Annotated in this window: 19 protein-coding genes; 4 read left to right on the top strand and 15 right to left on the bottom strand. The window is 37.7% G+C overall.

Features of this window, described 5'->3' with window-relative positions; all coding sequences use genetic code 11:
* The first annotated feature begins 282 nt into the window (after window positions 1-282).
* Window positions 283-1,212: an aldo/keto reductase gene (locus J2S17_RS22965; protein WP_307478361.1), complete on the top strand. Its 930-nt coding sequence runs from the start codon at window positions 283-285 to the stop codon at window positions 1,210-1,212.
* 162 nt (window positions 1,213-1,374) lie between these two features.
* On the opposite strand, the gene J2S17_RS22960 is transcribed toward J2S17_RS22965, so the two are convergent.
* From J2S17_RS22960 to J2S17_RS22940, 5 genes are all read right to left on the bottom strand, one after another.
* Window positions 1,375-1,758: a hypothetical protein gene (locus J2S17_RS22960; protein WP_307478360.1), complete on the bottom strand. Its 384-nt coding sequence runs from the start codon at window positions 1,756-1,758 to the stop codon at window positions 1,375-1,377.
* A 316-nt stretch (window positions 1,759-2,074) separates the two neighbouring features.
* Window positions 2,075-2,260 carry a hypothetical protein gene (locus J2S17_RS22955; protein ID WP_307478358.1) on the bottom strand — a complete coding sequence of 62 codons (186 nt, stop codon included), beginning with the start codon at window positions 2,258-2,260 and terminating at the stop codon, window positions 2,075-2,077.
* 41 nt (window positions 2,261-2,301) lie between these two features.
* Window positions 2,302-3,471, bottom strand: a complete 1,170-nt coding sequence (locus J2S17_RS22950) for a TraB/GumN family protein (protein ID WP_307478356.1) — start codon at window positions 3,469-3,471, stop codon at window positions 2,302-2,304.
* Window positions 3,472-3,880: 409 nt separating this feature from the next.
* The gene (locus J2S17_RS22945; protein WP_307478354.1) at window positions 3,881-4,858 is read right to left on the bottom strand and encodes a ring-cleaving dioxygenase; all 978 of its coding nucleotides are present in this window, start codon (window positions 4,856-4,858) and stop codon (window positions 3,881-3,883) included.
* Between the two features lie 374 nt (window positions 4,859-5,232).
* A complete protein-coding gene (locus J2S17_RS22940; protein ID WP_307478352.1) occupies window positions 5,233-5,823 on the bottom strand; it encodes a lysophospholipid acyltransferase family protein in 591 nt (196 codons plus the stop codon).
* 133 nt (window positions 5,824-5,956) lie between these two features.
* Between J2S17_RS22940 and J2S17_RS22935 the strand changes: the two genes are divergently transcribed.
* Window positions 5,957-7,192 carry an MFS transporter gene (locus J2S17_RS22935; RefSeq protein WP_307478351.1) on the top strand — a complete coding sequence of 412 codons (1,236 nt, stop codon included), beginning with the start codon at window positions 5,957-5,959 and terminating at the stop codon, window positions 7,190-7,192.
* Window positions 7,193-7,388: 196 nt separating this feature from the next.
* On the opposite strand, the gene J2S17_RS22930 is transcribed toward J2S17_RS22935, so the two are convergent.
* The gene (locus J2S17_RS22930; RefSeq protein WP_307478349.1) at window positions 7,389-8,372 is read right to left on the bottom strand and encodes an AraC family transcriptional regulator; all 984 of its coding nucleotides are present in this window, start codon (window positions 8,370-8,372) and stop codon (window positions 7,389-7,391) included.
* 132 nt (window positions 8,373-8,504) lie between these two features.
* Here J2S17_RS22930 and J2S17_RS22925 point away from each other — a divergent pair, with 132 nt between their 5' ends.
* Window positions 8,505-8,792 carry an AbrB/MazE/SpoVT family DNA-binding domain-containing protein gene (locus J2S17_RS22925; RefSeq protein ID WP_307478348.1) on the top strand — a complete coding sequence of 96 codons (288 nt, stop codon included), beginning with the start codon at window positions 8,505-8,507 and terminating at the stop codon, window positions 8,790-8,792.
* Window positions 8,793-8,816: 24 nt separating this feature from the next.
* Here J2S17_RS22925 and J2S17_RS22920 read toward each other — a convergent pair whose 3' ends face one another.
* The 9 genes from J2S17_RS22920 to hutG all read right to left on the bottom strand — a co-directional run bounded on the left by J2S17_RS22920 (window position 8,817) and on the right by hutG (window position 18,242).
* Window positions 8,817-9,272, bottom strand: coding sequence for an NUDIX hydrolase (locus tag J2S17_RS22920; protein ID WP_307478346.1), 456 nt, complete (start codon window positions 9,270-9,272; stop codon window positions 8,817-8,819).
* An 81-nt stretch (window positions 9,273-9,353) separates the two neighbouring features.
* The gene (locus J2S17_RS22915) at window positions 9,354-10,913 is read right to left on the bottom strand and encodes a DUF4179 domain-containing protein (RefSeq protein ID WP_307478344.1); all 1,560 of its coding nucleotides are present in this window, start codon (window positions 10,911-10,913) and stop codon (window positions 9,354-9,356) included.
* Complete coding sequence (locus tag J2S17_RS22910) at window positions 10,903-11,430, bottom strand: RNA polymerase sigma factor (RefSeq protein ID WP_307478342.1); 528 nt, start codon at window positions 11,428-11,430, stop codon at window positions 10,903-10,905. Before J2S17_RS22910 ends, J2S17_RS22915 begins: the two co-directional genes overlap by 11 nt.
* A gap of 393 nt (window positions 11,431-11,823) precedes the next feature.
* Window positions 11,824-11,955, bottom strand: coding sequence for a hypothetical protein (locus J2S17_RS22905; protein WP_307478341.1), 132 nt, complete (start codon window positions 11,953-11,955; stop codon window positions 11,824-11,826).
* Entirely contained in the window at window positions 11,939-13,078 is a 1,140-nt protein-coding gene (locus J2S17_RS22900; RefSeq protein ID WP_307478339.1) for a Ger(x)C family spore germination protein, read from the bottom strand. Before J2S17_RS22900 ends, J2S17_RS22905 begins: the two co-directional genes overlap by 17 nt.
* Window positions 13,075-14,592: a spore germination protein gene (locus J2S17_RS22895; RefSeq protein WP_307478337.1), complete on the bottom strand. Its 1,518-nt coding sequence runs from the start codon at window positions 14,590-14,592 to the stop codon at window positions 13,075-13,077. Before J2S17_RS22895 ends, J2S17_RS22900 begins: the two co-directional genes overlap by 4 nt.
* Window positions 14,564-15,667, bottom strand: a complete 1,104-nt coding sequence (locus J2S17_RS22890; protein ID WP_307478335.1) for a GerAB/ArcD/ProY family transporter — start codon at window positions 15,665-15,667, stop codon at window positions 14,564-14,566. The genes J2S17_RS22895 and J2S17_RS22890 overlap by 29 nt, the downstream gene beginning before the upstream one ends.
* Before the next feature lie 407 nt (window positions 15,668-16,074).
* Window positions 16,075-17,274: a sodium/glutamate symporter gene (gltS, locus tag J2S17_RS22885; RefSeq protein WP_307478334.1), complete on the bottom strand. Its 1,200-nt coding sequence runs from the start codon at window positions 17,272-17,274 to the stop codon at window positions 16,075-16,077.
* A gap of 20 nt (window positions 17,275-17,294) precedes the next feature.
* The gene (hutG, locus tag J2S17_RS22880; RefSeq protein ID WP_307478333.1) at window positions 17,295-18,242 is read right to left on the bottom strand and encodes a formimidoylglutamase; all 948 of its coding nucleotides are present in this window, start codon (window positions 18,240-18,242) and stop codon (window positions 17,295-17,297) included.
* A gap of 123 nt (window positions 18,243-18,365) precedes the next feature.
* Between hutG and J2S17_RS22875 the strand changes: the two genes are divergently transcribed.
* Window positions 18,366-19,259 (top strand): LysR family transcriptional regulator, encoded by an 894-nt coding sequence (locus tag J2S17_RS22875; protein WP_307478331.1) that lies wholly within the window; start codon window positions 18,366-18,368, stop codon window positions 19,257-19,259.

Below are 19,259 nucleotides of genomic sequence, written 5' to 3'. Positions count from 1 at the left end.
AAATCTTTGAGTTCATCATAAGCCTTCTACCAGCTTTTTGTCTATTCTAGCAGATAGTCGAAAAGCGGAGGGGTCTCGGTCAGTCACGACAAGCAAACGGCAAGAATAAATGAAGGTTGGCTTTGACCTTCCATTCATACTTGCCTTTTGACCTAGATGGACTAGGCTCTGCAGTAAGACCCTATCATGATGATGCCAAGAAAGGCGCTCAAGCATATTTATCTGTTTTTTTCGAAAGATTTGTTATCATCTAAATTAAATAAGAAAAGGAGTGAAACTGGAATGACTAAGAAAGTTGAGTTAGGTAAAAGCGGACTATTTGTTAACCCCATTGGTTTAGGAACAAATGCAGTTGGCGGCCATAATATTTATCCAAATCTTGATGAGGGTGCAGGCAAAGAGCTTGTTCATTCGGCCCTTAATAATGGAATTAACCTACTAGATACAGCATATTTCTATGGACCAGAACGCTCTGAGGAATTAATTGGGGAGGTTTTAAAGGAAAGAGGAAACCGCTCTGAAGCGATAGTAGCAACGAAAGGAGCACATAAATTTGTTGGTGAGAATATTGCAATAGATAACTCTCCAGCGTTTTTAAAACAGGCAGTGGATGATAGCCTAAAAAGACTGGGAATTGATTACATAGACCTTTTCTATATCCATTTCCCTGATGAAGATACGCCAAAAGATGAAGCAGTTGGTGCTCTAAAGGAATTAAAGGACGCAGGAAAAATTCGTGCCATTGGCGTTTCCAACTTTTCTATTGATCAGTTGAAGGAAGCCAATAAAGACGGATATGTCGACGTGTACCAAGGAGAATATAATTTATTAGTGCGAGATGCAGAGAAGGAATTGCTCCCATATACAACTAAAAATAATATCTCTTTTATACCTTACTTCCCGCTTGCATCTGGCCTGCTTGCCGGCAAATATGATAAAAATACATCCTTTAATGATTTCCGGACTAAATCTTCACACTTTCAGCCAGGTACATTTGAAGAAAACTTAGATAAGGTAGCAGAAGTTAGAAAAATCGCCCATGCGAAGGATGTAGAAGTTGCCCATGTCGTCCTTGCCTGGTACCTTAACCAAAGCTCCATCGACGCCGTCATCCCAGGAGCCAAACGTGCCGACCAAGTACTCAACAACCTAAAAACACTAGAAGTCCAACTAACAGCCGAAGAAATCCAAAAAATATCTGACATTTTCTAACGAGTGTGGATGCCTTTTAAGGGCATTATGGGTGCCTGTCACCTCCATATTTCGACATAAACAGACATATCCGGAGCCATTTCAATAGGGATCCGGATTTTTATTTCCATGTAATATTGGGCTGGCGTGCAGAAATTGTCGAAACATGAGGGTGACAGGCACCTACACTTGTTTTACGTAAATGGCTTTCGTGTAGTTGGTGGTTTTGCAGTCGGCTAGGTCTTTTTCGTCAAGGATTTCTAGGTCGAGGGCGGATTTGATTTTCTTTTCGTTAGGGCTTTTTTGAATGAGATGGGGCTGATTTAGTTCTTCTAGTCTTTTTACAGTTTTATCGCAATCATATTTTTCGATCTTTCTAATTTGCCTTTGTAATTTGAAAGCCTGTAATGCAACTTCTCCCTTTTCATTCCTTCCAAAAGCCTGATCACAATACTCATTAAAAGACTGTTTCAAAACTTCCAGTTCGTCTTCTATTTCTTTTTTTCGTTGGCAGAGTTCGACATAACGTTCCAGCTTGTCACCTGTAATAAAGTTTTCAGTATCCAAGGTCTCGCCTCTTTCTTTGGTTGATATATCATTTTACTAAAAAAATCATTCAGGTATGCTTGAATTTCAAAAATAGTGAACATGCTTTTTTTTCTTGAGGATCATTCATCTAAATAAAGCGTAGAAATAACAGCGATGCCTCTAACTCAACACCCCTCACTAAATAACTTTACCACCAGATTAAAATAACTCCTCAGCTAGAATAAATCCTGCCCCTTACTGCTCGAAAATTAATAAACTGTCATACACTATGCTTCTAATATCGCCATCCCCAATAAAAAAAGTCAGCTTTTCATAGCTGACTTTTCCCATTAAACTATTCCTTTTTCTTTTCTAAAGCAAAAAATATCCACATAATTGTACCTGATAATAAGCCTGCCCCGATAGAAATCATAAAGCGATCTTGTGAAACGATTTCCGTCGCATAATCTTTATCCAGCATCCAATTAGCAGCTATCGTAACAAAAATCATAACAGCAATAATCGTTGGGAACTTCTTCAAAACCATACTTCCTTTCATTCCTGAAAAATTATCAATCAATCCTACCTAAAATTATCGATAAATAAACGAATAACGTCTGCTCCTCCGATAAACGTACCTAATGAGCTGCCGATATTGGCCAATACAATAATTAACAAGATACGCGTCACCTTATTTCGCCAAAACCCTTTCACTGTGAACACATCTTCGGTCAAATTTTCAAAATCACGGACACTCGGTCTCCTGAAATATGCTTGTACAAAACCTGCAAACCATCCAGCCGCAAGTAATGGATTAAGCGATGTAATTGGTGCCACTAAAAATGCGGTTACGACGGCAAGTGGATGACCCAATGCGATGGCAGCGCCTAGTGCTGATAAGCAGCCATGCCATAATATCCAGCTCATTGTTTGCTGTACACCAGCTTCTGGATTGGAGATAAAAGTAAAAGCAATGATGGCTAATACAACAAATGGAATCGTCCATCCAATGATTTTCGGTGCCTTCGATTTCGGTGGAAGCTCTGTCAATTTCTTTAAATCATGCTCTTTTTTAATTTCTTCTTTTATACCAGGTACATGTGCGGCTCCAAGTACAGCCACGATCTTCTCCCCCGGTGCTTCCTTTATTTTTTGTGACAAATATTGATCACGTTCATCAATTAAAGGTACTTTTAATTGTGGGAAGGTTTCAGTAAAATCATTGAGTATCGCATCGATGGTGTCCTGTTTCTTCATCTTTTCTAGCTCTTCTTCAGTAATTGTCTCATCACTAAAAATCCCGGCAATCACCTGAGAAAGAAGCATCGCTTTCCCCTTAAAGCCAATCCCCCGCCAGATACGTGAGAATGTAATCTGGATATTTCGGTCAGCTAAGACGAGTTCGGCACCGACTTCCTTCGCCGATTCAATTCCTTGGATCATCTCTTGTCCAGCCTTGATATCGAATTGCTTTGCCATTCGGTTTTGAAAGGATGAAATGGCTAAATTCATTAATAATAGGGTCGCTTTTCGCTCTTTAATCACCTTAAATATATCCATATCCTTCCATTTATTACCATCTTTAATCGACTGATATCTTCCTTGATCCAGTTCAATACAAACGGAATCCGGCTGTTCAGCTTCAATGACTTCTTTTACCTGCTCAGCACTATTTTTTGAAACATGGGCGGTACCGATTAATATGTATTCTTTCCCATTCAAATGGATCCTCGTTATATTTTCCTCCGACATGTGCAACCTTCCCCTTTACCATAGTCAATCTACTATCATACCCTGCTTTGATAGCATGATGAAAAAATTATCTAGAATAATGTTTCTTCCCGCTCTGCTACATATCTCAATAGTAAACTAGAATGGTGAAAATGAAAATTGATTTCTATTGGAGAAAGGCATTTTATTAAAAGTTAAGAAAGTATAAAATTTTTCAAGTTTGAAAAAGGGCTAGTTCCAGCGCATCCCCCTCTATGTTTTAGGGCCAATCCTCCCAAAAAGGTAAAGAACCACCTTTCCGTGGGGTTCGTCTCATGCTATGCCTGAGGGTGAACAAGGCGCTTGCGCTTTTCTTATCATGATGGATTTTATCGACTGTTATACACAAAAAACCGATAAGCCATTATTAGACTTATCGGTTCTTTCAACCTTATTCTTTTGTAAAATCAATCGTGCTTCTCACAGTATCAATTGGGCGAACTAACTTTTCTATTTCTTCCCTCTTTGATTCGAAGAACGGTGGCAAAGATAGTGATTCTCCTAAGGTTTCATATGGTTCGTCTCCCATAAATCCTGGTCCATCAGTTGCAAATTCGAATAGGATTTGCGGAGCCACTCTTGTGTAAAGCGAACCAAAGAAGAATCGATCTACAAAGCCTGAAGTTTGAAAACCAAAACCTGACATTCTTTCGATCCATTCATCAATCACAGCTTTATCCTCCACACGAAAAGCAGCATGGTGAACTGTGCCATAACCTTGACGAGCAATTGGAAGCACTGAATTATGCTCAACAATTACTTGCGCACCGTTTCCACCCTCGCCAACCTCAAATAAATAAAATGAACCATCTTGTGCAATCTCACTAAATTGAAGCACTTGTTTCATCATTTCTCTGAAGTATTCAACATCCGCCACTCTTACCAATATAGGTCCTAACCCTGTAATAGCATTTTCAAGTGGAACCGGGCCATTTTTCCAAGGAGTCCCTGCTGGAACGCCTTTATTACTTTCATCCGAAATCAATTGATATTGCTGATCATCGAAATCAGCAAAAGGCAATACCTTTTTCCCAAACTGTTCTTTAATTCCCTCATGCTTGATATCAAGGCGGTCAAACCGCTTCACCCAATAATCGAGCGATGAATCACTCGGCACGCGTAATGATGTTTTATAAATTTCATTCGTTCCGTGAACCCCTTTAGGAATCCCTGGAAAATCAAAGAAAGTCATGTCTGTGCCAGGGCTGCCTGTATCGTCTGCAAAAAACAAGTGATAGGTTTGAATATCATCTTGATTGACTGTTTTTTTCACGAGTCGCATGCCTAGAACATAAGTAAAGAACTCATAGTTTTTTTCCGCGCTGCTTGTAATTGCTGTTACATGATGAATCCCTTTTAAACCGTTCATTTATAATTCCTCCTAACAAGGTGTATGAAGTTTATTGTTTCCCTAATCATTAACAATCATATTTATCTCATTTTAAAGTATTCTTAATTCGAGATAAATTTATCATGATTTTACCTAACTGTCAACTCTCATCACATTGACACTTGGGTCGAGAACTTTATTTAGCTCTACAATACCTTTTTTCGTACTTTAAACACCTATGAGTTACTCAGAACTTTTTTATCAGCTGCTCCGAAACCTTTTTAGACACTCGAACTTTTTCTAGTCACTCGGACTTTTTTTAGTCACTCCCGAACCTTTTTTAGTCACTCCCGAACCTTTTTTAGTCACTCCCAAACTCTTTTTAGTCACTCGAAACTCCGACTTCATTGAAATTAATGAAGCTTCTCTAGCCTTTTCATTTCTTTCTCCAAATCCTCGACCGCTGCATCTATTTGCTCATTCTTATGCAGCTTCCTTATCTCTCCAAATAACATAGGTTCACCAAAGATGATGGATGACTTTTCACCTTTTAAGAACTGTGAAATTTTCGTCGGCCCTTTATAGTCTGCAGGGAGGAGCGGAGCATCTGCTTTAAGCGCAATCGTTACAGCCCCCCTCTTCAACGGCATGTCTTCACTGGTTCTCGTGCCGCTCGGGAAGATTCCTACACATTTGTTGTCCTTTAGGATTTTTAATGGTGTCTTCAATGTGCTTGGACCCGGATTTTCACGATTGACTGGGAAGGCTTTAATTGAGCGGAAAAATCGATTTCTGAATTTCCCCTCGAATAATTCTTTCTTTGCCATAAAATGTACTGGTGTTGGATATAAGGCAATTGCTAACACGATGACATCAATAATACTCTTATGGGAACAAGTAACAACATACCTTTCGTCTGAAGGAATGTTTTCTTTACCCTTCATCTGAAACAAGTGAAAGGTCTTCATCAAGATGTAGATTAGGGTGCTGCATAATTTATACATATTAGCCTCCCGAGAAATTAATATTTTACTAGAATTGGTACCAGGTAATAATATCAGATATCAAAATATACCGCAAATTTGGAAAAGAACTTAATCTTCCTCCCATTTACAATTCTATATAAGGGGGAACGATATGAAGAACTTACAATTAAAAAGCCCATATCACGTTTATATTTACACTTGTTTTTTATCGCAATTCTTCTTTACTTTAGTATTCACTGTGAATTTGTTGTACCATGTGCAAACCGTACAACTGACTGCGCTACAGCTTGTCTTAGTCGGGACCGTACTGGAACTCACTGTTTTTTTATTTGAAATACCAACTGGTGTAGTTTCCGATTTAAAAAGTCGAAAGCTTTCAATGATCATCGGATATTTTCTGATCGGCTGCGGCTTTTTTATAGAGGGGTTATTTCCTGTATTTGCAGCTGTGATTGCTTCTCAAATTTTATGGGGGATTGGTTATACCTTCACTAGCGGTTCTCAGCAAGCTTGGATTGCAGATGAAATTGGAGAAACAAAGGCTTCATCAGCAATACTAAAAGGAGCGCGCGCCGGAAACTTTGGTCAAATCATCGCGATTCCTATTAGCATCATCCTTGGATATTCTTTGATTAACTTGCCTATCATGATTGGCGGTATTGCGATGGTTGGGTTGTCCTTATTCGTGTTGATTTTTATGAAAGAGGAACATTTCATACCACAAAACAAACAAAAACAAATAACCGTTATGGAAAATATGACTGATAATCTAAAGCTGATTATCACATCAGCAAAAATGAACCGCCTAATTAGGCTGCTATTACTAATCGCCTTGTTTTTCGGCCTTTATAGTGAAGGTTTTGACCGACTTTGGCTGTCACACTTGCTTGAAGCACCTCAGCTGCTGGGTCTAACTGATGAAACGCTTGTTATAATGGCAGGTGCGTTAAATTTTATCGTGATGATATTTTCATTTCTAGCTTTATATATTATCAATCGTCTCTCCCTTCATTTGGAGCTAAGAAAAATCTATATCGCTTTATTCATAGGAGCAATTCTGATTATCCTTTCTTTGCTAGGGTTCTCTCTCTCAACCGGGATTGTCAGCCTGATCATTTTCTACATGATTATCGCAGGAACCAGGCAGGTTATGTATCCTTTAGAGGATATTTGGCTAAATAAGATTATTCCTGATTCATCTGCGCGGGCAACCTTCTTTTCAGTAAAAGGGCAAGTTGACTCCATCGGACAAATAGGCGGCGGACCGTTTATCGGATGGATCGGATCTCACTTTGCAATTAAAATCGCCATTATAGCGAGTGCTGTCCTTTTGACACCCGTACTATATTTATACCGTTCATTATTAAAGAAAAAACATCGTTTATAATGCTTTTATTCTTGGGCGATTGATTATATTTTTTCTAAATCAAGCTACATCCCGACCGATGACAGCTTATGTGATGGGAGGTTGAGCACTAAAAGGTAATTAGGCCCTTATCTCATGCCAGCTCGATACCTGCTCAAATTTACATTATTCGCTCAACTTCCACCTCAAACCAAACAAAAAAGAGCGTCATTTTCAATCATGAGGCTCTTTTTTTAATAGGCAGATGGATCTCCATATATATTTTTTCAAAGTCCCAATAATGACAGTATTCATCGTAATATTCAAAATCACATACTGCTTCATCCACTTCATAGGAAGAAGGAGGGAGCCAGTCTTCCAATATGTAACGCCAGGTTCCCTTTATTGTAGACACAAACTGTTCAGCTGATACGGCTGGTGTTTTAAATACGGCGTAATTAGCTGCAGGCATTTTTTGAATCATATAACCTTCAGGGAGAGTATGCTGTTCATCATAATCGACCGCAAATAAATAAGTAAACTTCTCATGGTTACGATTAATATTCATACAATATTCTCCATGCCTTTTCGGCGAAAAAAGTCGATATAAATTCCTTTCAACATCCCCATCAGTCAAGCCCCGCTCATCCCAAAAGGCTGGTTCATCTCGTGTGAAAGAGATATTTTTCATCGATGATTCAAATGTCTGTCCTACTACTGTAAACGGCTGACGGGATACAAGTTTTGGCTGCAGGACAATCCCACCCACATTCCTTTTATGCAGATTCATTAAATCCGGCTTTTGCGGTCTGACAGCTGGACAATGAAGCTTATATAAACTCGGGGAGGAACCAAAGGTTTTCTTAAATGCCTTCGTAAATCCAGCATGTGTATGAAAACCATAATCTAAGGCAATATCAATAACCTTTTTCCCGCAAAATAATTCATATAGTGCATGTTGCAGCTTTCTCTTCACCACATAATCCATTGTCGAATATCCGGTATACTTTTTAAATATTTTGCTAAAATGATAATGCGAATACCCAGCCAATCCTGCAAGATGGACCGGGTCCATTTCTTCCTGTACATGCTCTTCGATATAATCTATCACTTTTTGTAAGGTTAATATGTGTTCGATAATCCTCTCCTGCTTTCTCTCTCTATGTATGTCTTTATTTATCAGACAGGTCGCACTAAATTCCCTTTTATGACAAAAAGACAAAAAACGGTAATATAAATGTAAAATGAAAAAAGGAGGAATTTTGGTAAAAATGTGTAATTTTTATCTTACATTAGATCTTTTAAACAATCATAAAAGATTTGTATTTCAAATATTTGATAGGAGGGATTTATTATGAAAAGCACTGGAATTGTAAGGAAAGTAGATGAATTAGGGAGGATCGTTATCCCTAAGGAATTAAGAAACACATTAGAAATCTTTGAAAAAGATCCGCTTGAAATCTTCGTTGAAAATGATCGCATTATTTTACAAAAATATAATGCAAGCAAAGCCTGTCAAATTACCGGTGAAATACAAAATGATAACTTAATATTAGCTGAAGGGAAACTCATTTTAAGCAAAAAAGCTGCTGAAGAGCTAATAGAGGAAATTAAAAATAAACAGCTGTCTTTCCAATTCTAATATAAACCTCCTTCGAAAGGAGGTTTATTTTTTTTGCAGTTCTTTGATATATGGATGAATATAACTTTTATATGTATCCAGTAATTGATTGGGCAACGCTGTTAACGAAAAAAACTGCATATCCAGTGATTCCTTTTGATCAATCTGTATCTTTCCTTTATAATCTCTTGTCATGTAAACAGCAGTAACAGCGTAGAATTCATCTCCATTTTGCGCTTTAATATAGTATTTTTCCCCAGAAAATACCCCTAACAGTGTTAATTCGCCAATCTCCAAACCTGTCTCTTCTTTTACTTCCCTCCTGGCTGTCTGCTCAAGGCTTTCCCCTAACTCCATTAGTCCGCCTGGAATTCCCCATCTGCCATCCTCTCTTTGCTGTAAGAGGATTTCATTTTCTGTATTTATTAAAAGTACAACGGACCCTGGTAAAATAAGAGGCGCGTGTCCGACTTTCTTTCTTAGCTCTTTAAAATATTCCACATTATCACCTCAGAACACGATTCATTTCTACAACCATTTTATCAGATATTACCATAATAGACATCGTTAAAAAAGAAGATCCTATTTAGGATCTTCTAGCTTAATATCAATGTATTGGTCAGGATACTCTGTTTGAAAATAACCATCGATCACTAGTTTTGCAGGGATAAAAGGTTTATCAGGTGAGTCAGTATGATTCTCTATATGGTTCACCACAGCGTAAAGTTTGGGTCTTTCTAAATGCTTAAGCATATAAAAATCTTTAGACTCATAGACGGATTTATTTTTATCAACAACTTTACCTTCTTCACTTATTGCAGAACCAGATGGCCTATTCCCTTCTTTATCAAGAAAAGTAAAATCCAATCTCTCATATGGTCGATCAACTGCAAAGTTTTCATTAAGTGTAAGTTTTGTAGAATTATTAATTTCTATATCCTTTATACTTATCTGATTCCCTAGATATTCAAATATTTGAGGATCGCTTTTATAAGGATCGATTGGGTATTCTGCACGATATGTCTCATAGTACATAATAGGTCCAATATGAATACGGATTTCCTTTGGCTGATCGAAGTACAGAGTTTCAAAAGCTAGTTCTGAAGAAACACTATCATAATCAAGATCATTGCCAGCTCCTAATAAAAGATCATTATATGCGAACTTCCCATTACTTTCTATACTATCTATTTGGATAAAGCTAACCTGTCTATTTGGATTTCCATCCATAAATACATAGGAAAGCGTTGTCACTGTAGGAGCAATAACCAGCTTATTAAACACAACTTGATTTCCCTCTACCTCAACTTCCTTATTGAGCTTATATTCAATTGCTGCATGCTTTTTTACCGGAATTTCAAATTGCCAATCTCCTTCTATATATTCGGTGTCTTTGAGATCAGTACGATCATTTTTTTCATCTTGAATCGGATTGAATTTATCTAGCTTATTTATCCTTAAGTTAATTAGCCCGTCCACCGGCTTAAGCGCAATTCTTCCTTTATATACATTGTTCTCTTCCGAATATAGACTTAATGAACTAAAAGCTCCATGTGCAAACCATTTCTTGTCTTTCCTTAAGACTTCTAGTCCAGATGAAATATCCACCATATACCGATTTTCACCCTCAAGATCCTCTACCTCATAATAAATAAATGTTTGGATATCATCTGCTGCAACATTAGTGATTTTCATTTTTACTCCGTTGCTAATCGCTTCAATATTAACCTCATCACTCAATCCACTTTGAACAAGCCTCTCAACCTGTTCATTTTCGCTTGTACTATTGTCCTTCCACCAATCCATAAAGCTTTTAAGTCCATCATTAGCTACAACGGTACCGACCGATGCGACTAGAATGATAGAAGCTACTGCACCTGAGAAGGCTGCAAGTCTCGTTTTTCTCTTTTTTCCTTTAGTCGTTTTCGTCACTTTTTTACGGACATTAGTCATGAAGTCGCGAGGGACTCTGATATCATTATTTTCAACTTTTATCTCACCAATGATTTCTTGAAAAAATGATAATTCCTGTTTGCAAGACTCACAGTTCTTAAGATGTTCCTCAAGTAATAATTCCTCTTCCTTGCTCAGATCGCACTCAATATATGCTGGAAGCCATTCCTCGTATTGTTCACATTTCATCCTTGTCACCCCCCTCAAGAATTAACCTCATTTGCTTAAGTCCTCTGTAAATTCTCGACTTCACTGTTCCAACTGGCATTGAAAGTATTTCACTGATTTCCTCTTGGGAATAGCCCCTTAAGTACTTTAATATAATAACTTCCCTATATCTTTCATCCAGCTGTTCCAGACCATTTATTACTTCAAGTTTTGTATCCATATCTGTCTCATTTGCTGTTTCAGGAATGGGCCTGCAATCATTCTGCTTGCCTTTCCTGTAGAGGGAACGGCATTCATTCAAAAAAATCGAAGTAACCCAGGTTTCAAAGAAACGATCATCTCTCAGCTGATCAATTTTGTCATGAACTTTAATGATTGTATTATGAAAAACATCCTCAACATCAGAGTGATTTTTTAAATACGCCCAGCCTATTTTATAGAACTTTGATTTTCTCGTGTCAAACCAATTGATGACCGCATTCATATCCTGTTTCTTTATCTTTTTTAACAACCTAGCATCTTCTATCGATGTGATCACAAATGCCTTTCTCCCTTCCAAGGCGCCTCTTTGACAATTAGAGCATTTATGTACGGAGTTCGTTCCCGCTTATTTGCGATTTTTTAAAAAATGTCATAGTATTTTCACCTTTCTATTCTCTTATAGACACATAATAAAACAAGACCCATGAGGAATCTTGTCAGGAGATGATATCTTCCTGCTTTTCTATTACCCGTTTCCATATGAAAACTGCAAATGAAAGAGTCATGATAATGACATAGAGGATGGCAGCAATCACTGGGAATCAAAAATCACAATGGAATCTTCCATAAAATCCCCCTCTTTAATTAGAAAAAAATCAGTGCAAAAACCGGAGCTGGATAACAATAATAGATATGTAGTTATCACTTAAATATTAATGATACATAAAGGTCAAACCAATAGGCTGTCCCATAATAGAGTTAAGACCACATTTATTAAAACACCTGATGATCCAAATACAGAATCAAAAAAAAGCACGATGACTAATCGTGCAGAATTGTCAGTATCAATTGATATACTCATAATCAAAATCTCCAGTCTGCTGTATGGTTACCTCGACATTGATATTTCTTATGGAGTCTTCAGTAAGAGCAAAATTGTCCGCAAATTCCTCTTTCCATCTTTTCAAATTGCTTCTATAGACAATCTCCTCAAGATTATAGATATCGGCCTTCTTTTCAAGTGACAGTTTAAATGTTTTCATTATTTCCTGCTTAACTTCTTCTTCCGCTTCTTTTTCCAATTCTTCCAGCGGAACATCTGCTTGCATATCTAAGATTCCCGCCCTGATGTTTACCGATAAATCAAAAACTGTATTTCCATCACGATAGATTGGTGTGATATCAGCATTCGGCCTGATGATTAACAGAACAATTTTTTGATCGTCTTTTGCATTAACAGTTAGGGGCGTTCTTTCTGTACTCCTAGTTAGCCATCTTATACCGTCCAAATCTTCATGTAGCAATACGCCCTTAAGTTCTTTATTCTTTATCAAATAGGAGCCTCCAAGCTTGACTGAATTAATTGCTCTATTGCTCCCTTTCCAAACTTCATCCTTCACTATAAGTTTTGGCAGCTTAATCGTCATACCTGGTTCATGGTATTCCAAATAAAATCGCTGCGCTCGAATGGGCGCTAATATTGAACGCAAATCATAAATATCTTTCGGATTGAAAATAGATGTCTGTACAGAAGAACCGAACAAACTGGTCACTAGAAATATTTTTTCCATCGATTCATTTGTCCCATACATCCAAGTCGTTTCCCTGATTTGATTAAACCTTAAAAGGCTATCATTCACCTGATCAAGTCCATGATTTAATAATTTCTCAGAAAAAATAATCAGGTTAATATGCGCCCAGTAGACAGATTGATTTGATTTATCATAGATATTATTCATCGCCTCATTCAGCGTGTTTCCAGAGCCTTTCGCTACCCAAACAGGCGTAGGTGAAGTCTGTCTATTTTCCGTTTTGGCAACCCCTGAAAAGGAAGCCACTTGGACATAAATCACAAATTGATCATCCTCATAATCAATTCCCATAGCAGTTATATATAGAATATCCTGAATATCCTTTGAATCCCAGCATCCTCCTAAAAAAAAGAGCATCAGCACCATAAGAAAGCTTTTTTTTAATCGCTTCATTTGAGTTTTCCTTTTGATTTATCCTTCGTTTTTAACATTGAAGATCTTTTCTTATCCAAAAGGTAAGGCTTAGGGAATAAACCTCCAAATGTATCCTTAAAAGAGAATGGGGAAATCGGCGCTAAATAGGGCAAGCCAAATACTTCAAGTCTGGATAAATATAGAACAATGGCGAATACGCTTAGAAAAAAGCCAAATAACCCTAATATAGAGGACAATAATAAAACAGCCAATCTGACTATGCTGACCGTTGTCGATAAGGATTGGTTTACCAATGTGTAGGCCGATACAGCTGATGTCCCTGCAATAACCAGCATCGTTGGAGACGTTAAACCTCCTCTAATTGCTGCATCCCCAATAATTAAACCTCCTACTACTGTCAGCGTCTGACCAATAGCCTTCGGTAGGGTGATTCCGGCTTCTTTGAACAATTCAAATAGAGACATAACCATTAATGCCTCTAGTTGGGGGGAGAGAGGCAAACCCATTCTTGAAACAGTAATTGTAGCTAAATAAGGAAACGGGAGCTGATCTAAATGAAAGGATGAAAGTGCTATATAAAAACCGGGCAAAAATATCGCTATAAGTAAACCAGCCAAACGAATCATTATCCCGAAATTAGTATAATAGTATTGGGCATATCGGTCTTCAGCCGTTTTTAGAATAGATGTAAGGTTACCGGGTCCCATTAGGGCATTGGGAGATCCATCAATTAATATCGCAAAACGCCCATTATTTAGGCTGGCAACTACAAAATCTGGGCGTCCCGTATAGTTGAATAACGGAACCAATGCGTATTTGTGCCCCGATAACACTTCTTCAAGATCAGTAGTACTTAGAATCACATCCGTATCAATTTTCGAAAGTTCTTCTCTTACCTGATCAACAATCTTTTCATTCATAATATCACTCACATATAATAAACTGATTTTCGTCTTTCCTCTTTCTCCTATTTCAAAGGTTTCATTCACAAGTGTAGCTGTCTTATACCTTTTACGGATAAGTGCCAAGTTTATGGAGATATCCTCTACAAAGCCATCACGTGGTCCGCGAACCGAAATTTCTGCATTTGTTTCTTCGGGTTTTCGATTAGGAATTTTCGGAAGAGCATACATATATAACAATTCCTGTTCTTCAAATAATATTAATACCATTCCTGAAAAAATATGATCAGCGATGTCTTCTTTTGACGTTTCTGCGGGTGGAAGACTGCGCATCTGCAATTCATTTACTGGCAGATTTAACTTTTCCTCTTCCTTTAAATTCATTTCATATTTTAAGTTATCTTCGAGATTCGCAATAGACTCATTAAGCTTGTCCATATGGATCATTACTTCAGAATAAATCAGTAAGCATCTCAGAGTTGCTTTACTTTCTTTTCCAACAGAATTCAAATAATATTTCTTAAAATTCACATCGGCAGAGTTATTAAATACTTCTTTAAAGTAGGCTTCTGTCAAGATGATTGGCTCTTGGTTTTTTATTTTATCTTGAGTGGTCGATTTGGGTTTCATCTTTGTTCACTCTTCCTCTAAAGAATATAATGATGTTGATGAAAAATGTCACAAATAAAATGCCTATCACGCTAATTTTGAAATAATATTGATTTGTGAAGCTTTCAAAGACTGGATTATCTATGGGTAGCCAAAGCGCGATAATCATAGCAATAGATAGGGCTGACAATAAAACTGTATGCTTTATCCTCGATTTTAAATTGAAAAGCTGTCCAATCATAAAAAATGATAATGAAACACGGATAAAAGCACCTGATAGCCATTGATATACAGAGAAGAAATCCAAGCGATTCAAATATTTCCCAATAGTCAATAAGCGCCACTGCGCATAGGCAGGATTGTTAATGTTAGCTGCCTGCACAGGTCCAAACTCAGTAAGTGCACCGATAATTGGCCCGATATTTATTCCAAGAATGAATAAACTCAAGAAGAACATCCTTTTAAACTTGATTGGTGTCCTCACATGCTGCTGGATAACTACGAAAAAAAAGATTTCTGCAAGTCCGCCACTCAAAATGACGACTCCGTCCAGCATCGGAGATATTCCTTTTTCAAAAATCGGGAGAAGCATTGTGTAGTCTTTGTACTGCATATTTGCGAACATAATCAAAAAACCTAATGCGACAACGAGAGGGAGTACAAGACCGGCAGCAATTGCTATAGTTTTCATACCAGACTCTGCCGCAAAAAAGCACATGACGATAAAGGGAATAAATAAAACAAATTTCGGTGTTTGAATCATATAGGTGCTATTTACCCATGCAAATGTGCTATATAATGTGACAAAAGTATTTAAAAGAATGAGTATAATCAAAATGTATTTGACCAGCCATTTTGCTGCCGGGTGGCTATTTTTTTCAAGCCACCCGAGTATTTCCTGCTGACCCGTTTTTTTTATTATCCAGTAAACCATAGGCAGCCATAGCATATACAGAACTCCTACCAGCAAGAGACTAACCCATGCATCACGTCCAGCTGCACCCAACACAGATGGCAGAACAATGACATGATTCATCAAACCAATAGACATAATCAGTACAAGTGTCGCTTGCAAGGCGGTGATGCTTTTTACCATTTGTGTGTCTCCTTTCATATGCTTTTAATATGAGAGGCTGACCTGGTTTTTATTCTCAATTGATGTAAATACTTCTGCCAATACCACCGAAGATATTTGTAAAAGAAAGAAAACCCAAATTCCACACACATTCTTCATGTATGGGAATTCAGGTTCTATTACGATCTTTAACATGTTTCCACTTGTTTATATTTTCTGATGAGTTGACGAGATTGACTTGTAATTTATTTTACAGACCTTCACTGCCTTGCCTCAAACAATAAAAATGCATTTACTTTAGCTCACTTCTTTTTCCGAAAAAACGTTATTTTCTCCATTGCAAGCATTGATGTAAACAAGGATTTTCTTCAACAACCTGAAAGCATAAAAAGAAGAACCTCTTAAGGTTCTTCTTTAGACAGTCCAGCTTATTTCAATAAATTAATACTCGTAATGATAATCGGCATGGCAAACACATCGATTAAGAATGCACCCACGATTGGTACAATAAGAAACGCTTTTCGGGAAGGTCCATATTGTGCTGTAATAGCGGACATATTGGCCATTGCATTCGGTGTTGCCCCGAGCCCATGACCTGTGAACCCTCCTACCATAACTGCAGCATCATAATCTTTGCCAAGAAGTCTAAATAGGACAAACACACTAAGAAGAACAATAAATACTACTTGTGCGAACACAATGATAAACATTGGTAATGCAAGCTCAGCCACTTCCCATAGTTTTATACTCATTAGCGCCATGGAAAGGAAAATACCTAATGTAATATCACCGATTAAATTGATCGATTTCATATCTACAATTTCATTATTGAATTTATCTATCAGATTACGAGCTAGGACTGCTACAAACATTGCACCAACATAGTTAGGCAAAACAAATCCAGTTACATCAGAAAAAAGGTTTCCAAGGTAAGATCCGACAGTCATACAAAAAGTGATAATAAGAATTTGCATCATAAAATTTTGCGAGTGAAATGAATGAGTAGATTGATTCTCTTCAGCTGCTGCTGCAATCTCATTCGTTTCTTCTTTGTTGGGCTGTAGCTTATGCTTTGTTATTAAGTACTTTACAGTTGGTCCTCCCACCAATCCACCGGCAACCAGTCCAAATGTCGCTGCAGCAAGACCGACAGACAGGGCAGATTCAATTCCAAGTTCTTCTATTGTACCTCCGAATGCAGTTGCAGCTCCATGTCCGCCTTCCATGGAAACGGCACCCATCATAACCCCTAATAGCGGTTCAAGTCCGAGGACAGTTGCCAAGGATATTCCTATGACACTTTGGAAAAGTGCTAATGCGCCGCATGCAATCCAATATATGACCAGAATCTTTCCTCCGAGTTTAATCAATTGAAAGCTTGCTCCCAGACCAACTGTTGTAAAGAATGTAAGCATGAACAAACTTTGCAATGATGTATCTAATTCTATATTGACCCAACCTGTCTGCTTGCAAATCAATACGAGGAGAGCAAATAATAAACCGCCAACAACAGGAGCAGGAATGCAGAAGCGTTTAAGAAAATCTGCCTTCTTTATTAACCACCCGCCGAATAATAATAGTGCAACTGCTAGAAATAAAGTAGTTACTTGATTTAGTTCGAGATTCATAGAGTACCCCCTGGTGTAATTTATTTATGAAAGTTCAATAGGGCTTCGTTGATAAGATGGGCAGCAAGCGTAACCGTTTGTCCATTATGATCCAGTGAAGGATTGACCTCTGACACATCAAACGAAAGTGTATTCCGATGTGATACAACTTTATTGATGACATCGCGAACCGTTCGCGGATTTAACCCAAATGGAGAAGGTGCACTCACTCCTGGTGCGAAGGCTGAACTAATTGAATCTGTACACAATGTCAGCATAATATAGTCATTGTTCTCCATAAATTGCTGTATTTTATTAAACTCACCGTTAGATGATAGTTCATTTTCTAGAATATACTCCACGTTATATTGATCCGCTTCATCAAATAATGCAAGTGTGTTTCCTTGCTTTTGAACCCCCGCGCAAAAGTAGGCACAATTTTGATCTTGGTCCATTATTTGCTTGAACATCGTTCCGGATGAAGATTCAACATCATATGGTCTCATATCAAAATGGGCATCAATATTTATAATTCCCAATTTCGCATCTTCTCCGATATTTTTTCTTACCCCTAAATAATGACCATATAAGGTCTCATGGCCGCCGCCAAGGATAATGGGAAATGATTTCTCCTGAATAAGCTTTGACACCGCTTCACCCAGTCTTGATTGCGCTTCTTCCATATTTTTACCATCGCATTGAATATCACCATAGTCAGCGATTACCGCCTGTGAAGTTAAATGCCAAGGCAGCTTGGCTAATGCTTGTCTAATAGCGTCTGGCGCTTCTCCAGCTCCGACCCTTCCTTTGTTTCTCCTGACTCCTTCGTCACATTTAAAACCGATCAAATTAAAAGTCTGTCTATCCTTTTGCTGCTTCAACTCTCTCAGGTCTAACAATTTAATCACTTGATGGTATCTATGACTTCGTTCATCATCCTGAGAGTCGATTCTGCCATGCCAATTCTTTAAAGATGGTTGAATATACATGTTAGTCTCCTTTTAATAAAAATTCTGAATTCCCTTTAATTGAAATTATAGAATACCGTAATATATAATAACAAATACAAAATAACAATATATTTATAGCTTAAAGCTATAGGAGGAAAATCCATGGATATAAGACAGCTCCGTTATTTCGTTACCATTGCTGAAGAAAAAAGCTATTCCAAAGCAGCAAAAAGCCTGCATATTTCTCAGCCCTCCCTAAGCAACGCCATCATGAAGCTAGAAGCAGAAACGAAATTTCAACTCCTTGAAAGAAATACAAAAGGACTTGCTTTAACAGAGGCTGGACAAATCTTTCACATGCGTTCGACTGAACTTCTCCGCAAATTTGACAATATGCTGAAGGAGCTTGAGGAAATAAGAGAGGTTGGAAACGGCACCATCTCTATCGGGCTAATTGAATCATCCAAATTCTGGCTGTTCAAAGTAATTAAAGACTTCAAAAAAACCTTCCCTACTATCCATTTTCAATTAAAAGAAATACTTGGACACCAAAATGTCATCGAGTCATTGATCAACTGTGATGTTCATTTCACCATTACAAATCAGCCGGTAAATAATGAAGAAATTAATCTTATTCCCATCTATAGTGAAAAGTTCGTTCTCTTAGTTAATAATCACGACCCTATAAGCCAGCAGGAAAAAATAGCATTAAATGAAATTTTAACTAGAGACCTCATTCTAAGCACTTCCGGGTTCCAAACAAGAAAGGATATTCTAGATGCTTTTGAACAGGAAGGTGTAAAACCAAATATCTACTTTGAAATAGAAAGACTGGAAACAGCCTGCAGTATCGTTGAGGAAGGGCTTGGAGTGACGATCTTACCTGAGAGCTATGTTCGCTATGCGTTTTCACCGCATACAACCAGCATCCCGATTGATTCTAGCTTTCTCAGCAGAACGGTATATTTAGCGCATTTAAAGGACAGATATTTGCCCCCTGCTGTCCATCAGCTATTCGCAGATATTCATCAGTTTATCAACTACAAAAACGAGTGA

The sequence above is a fragment of the Cytobacillus purgationiresistens genome (assembly GCF_030813235.1).
In the GTDB taxonomy this organism is placed as follows: Bacteria; Bacillota; Bacilli; order Bacillales; family Cytobacillaceae; genus Cytobacillus; species Cytobacillus purgationiresistens.
Note: the sequence above shows the minus strand (reverse complement) of the source record. Positions and strands in the feature narration are given on the sequence as shown.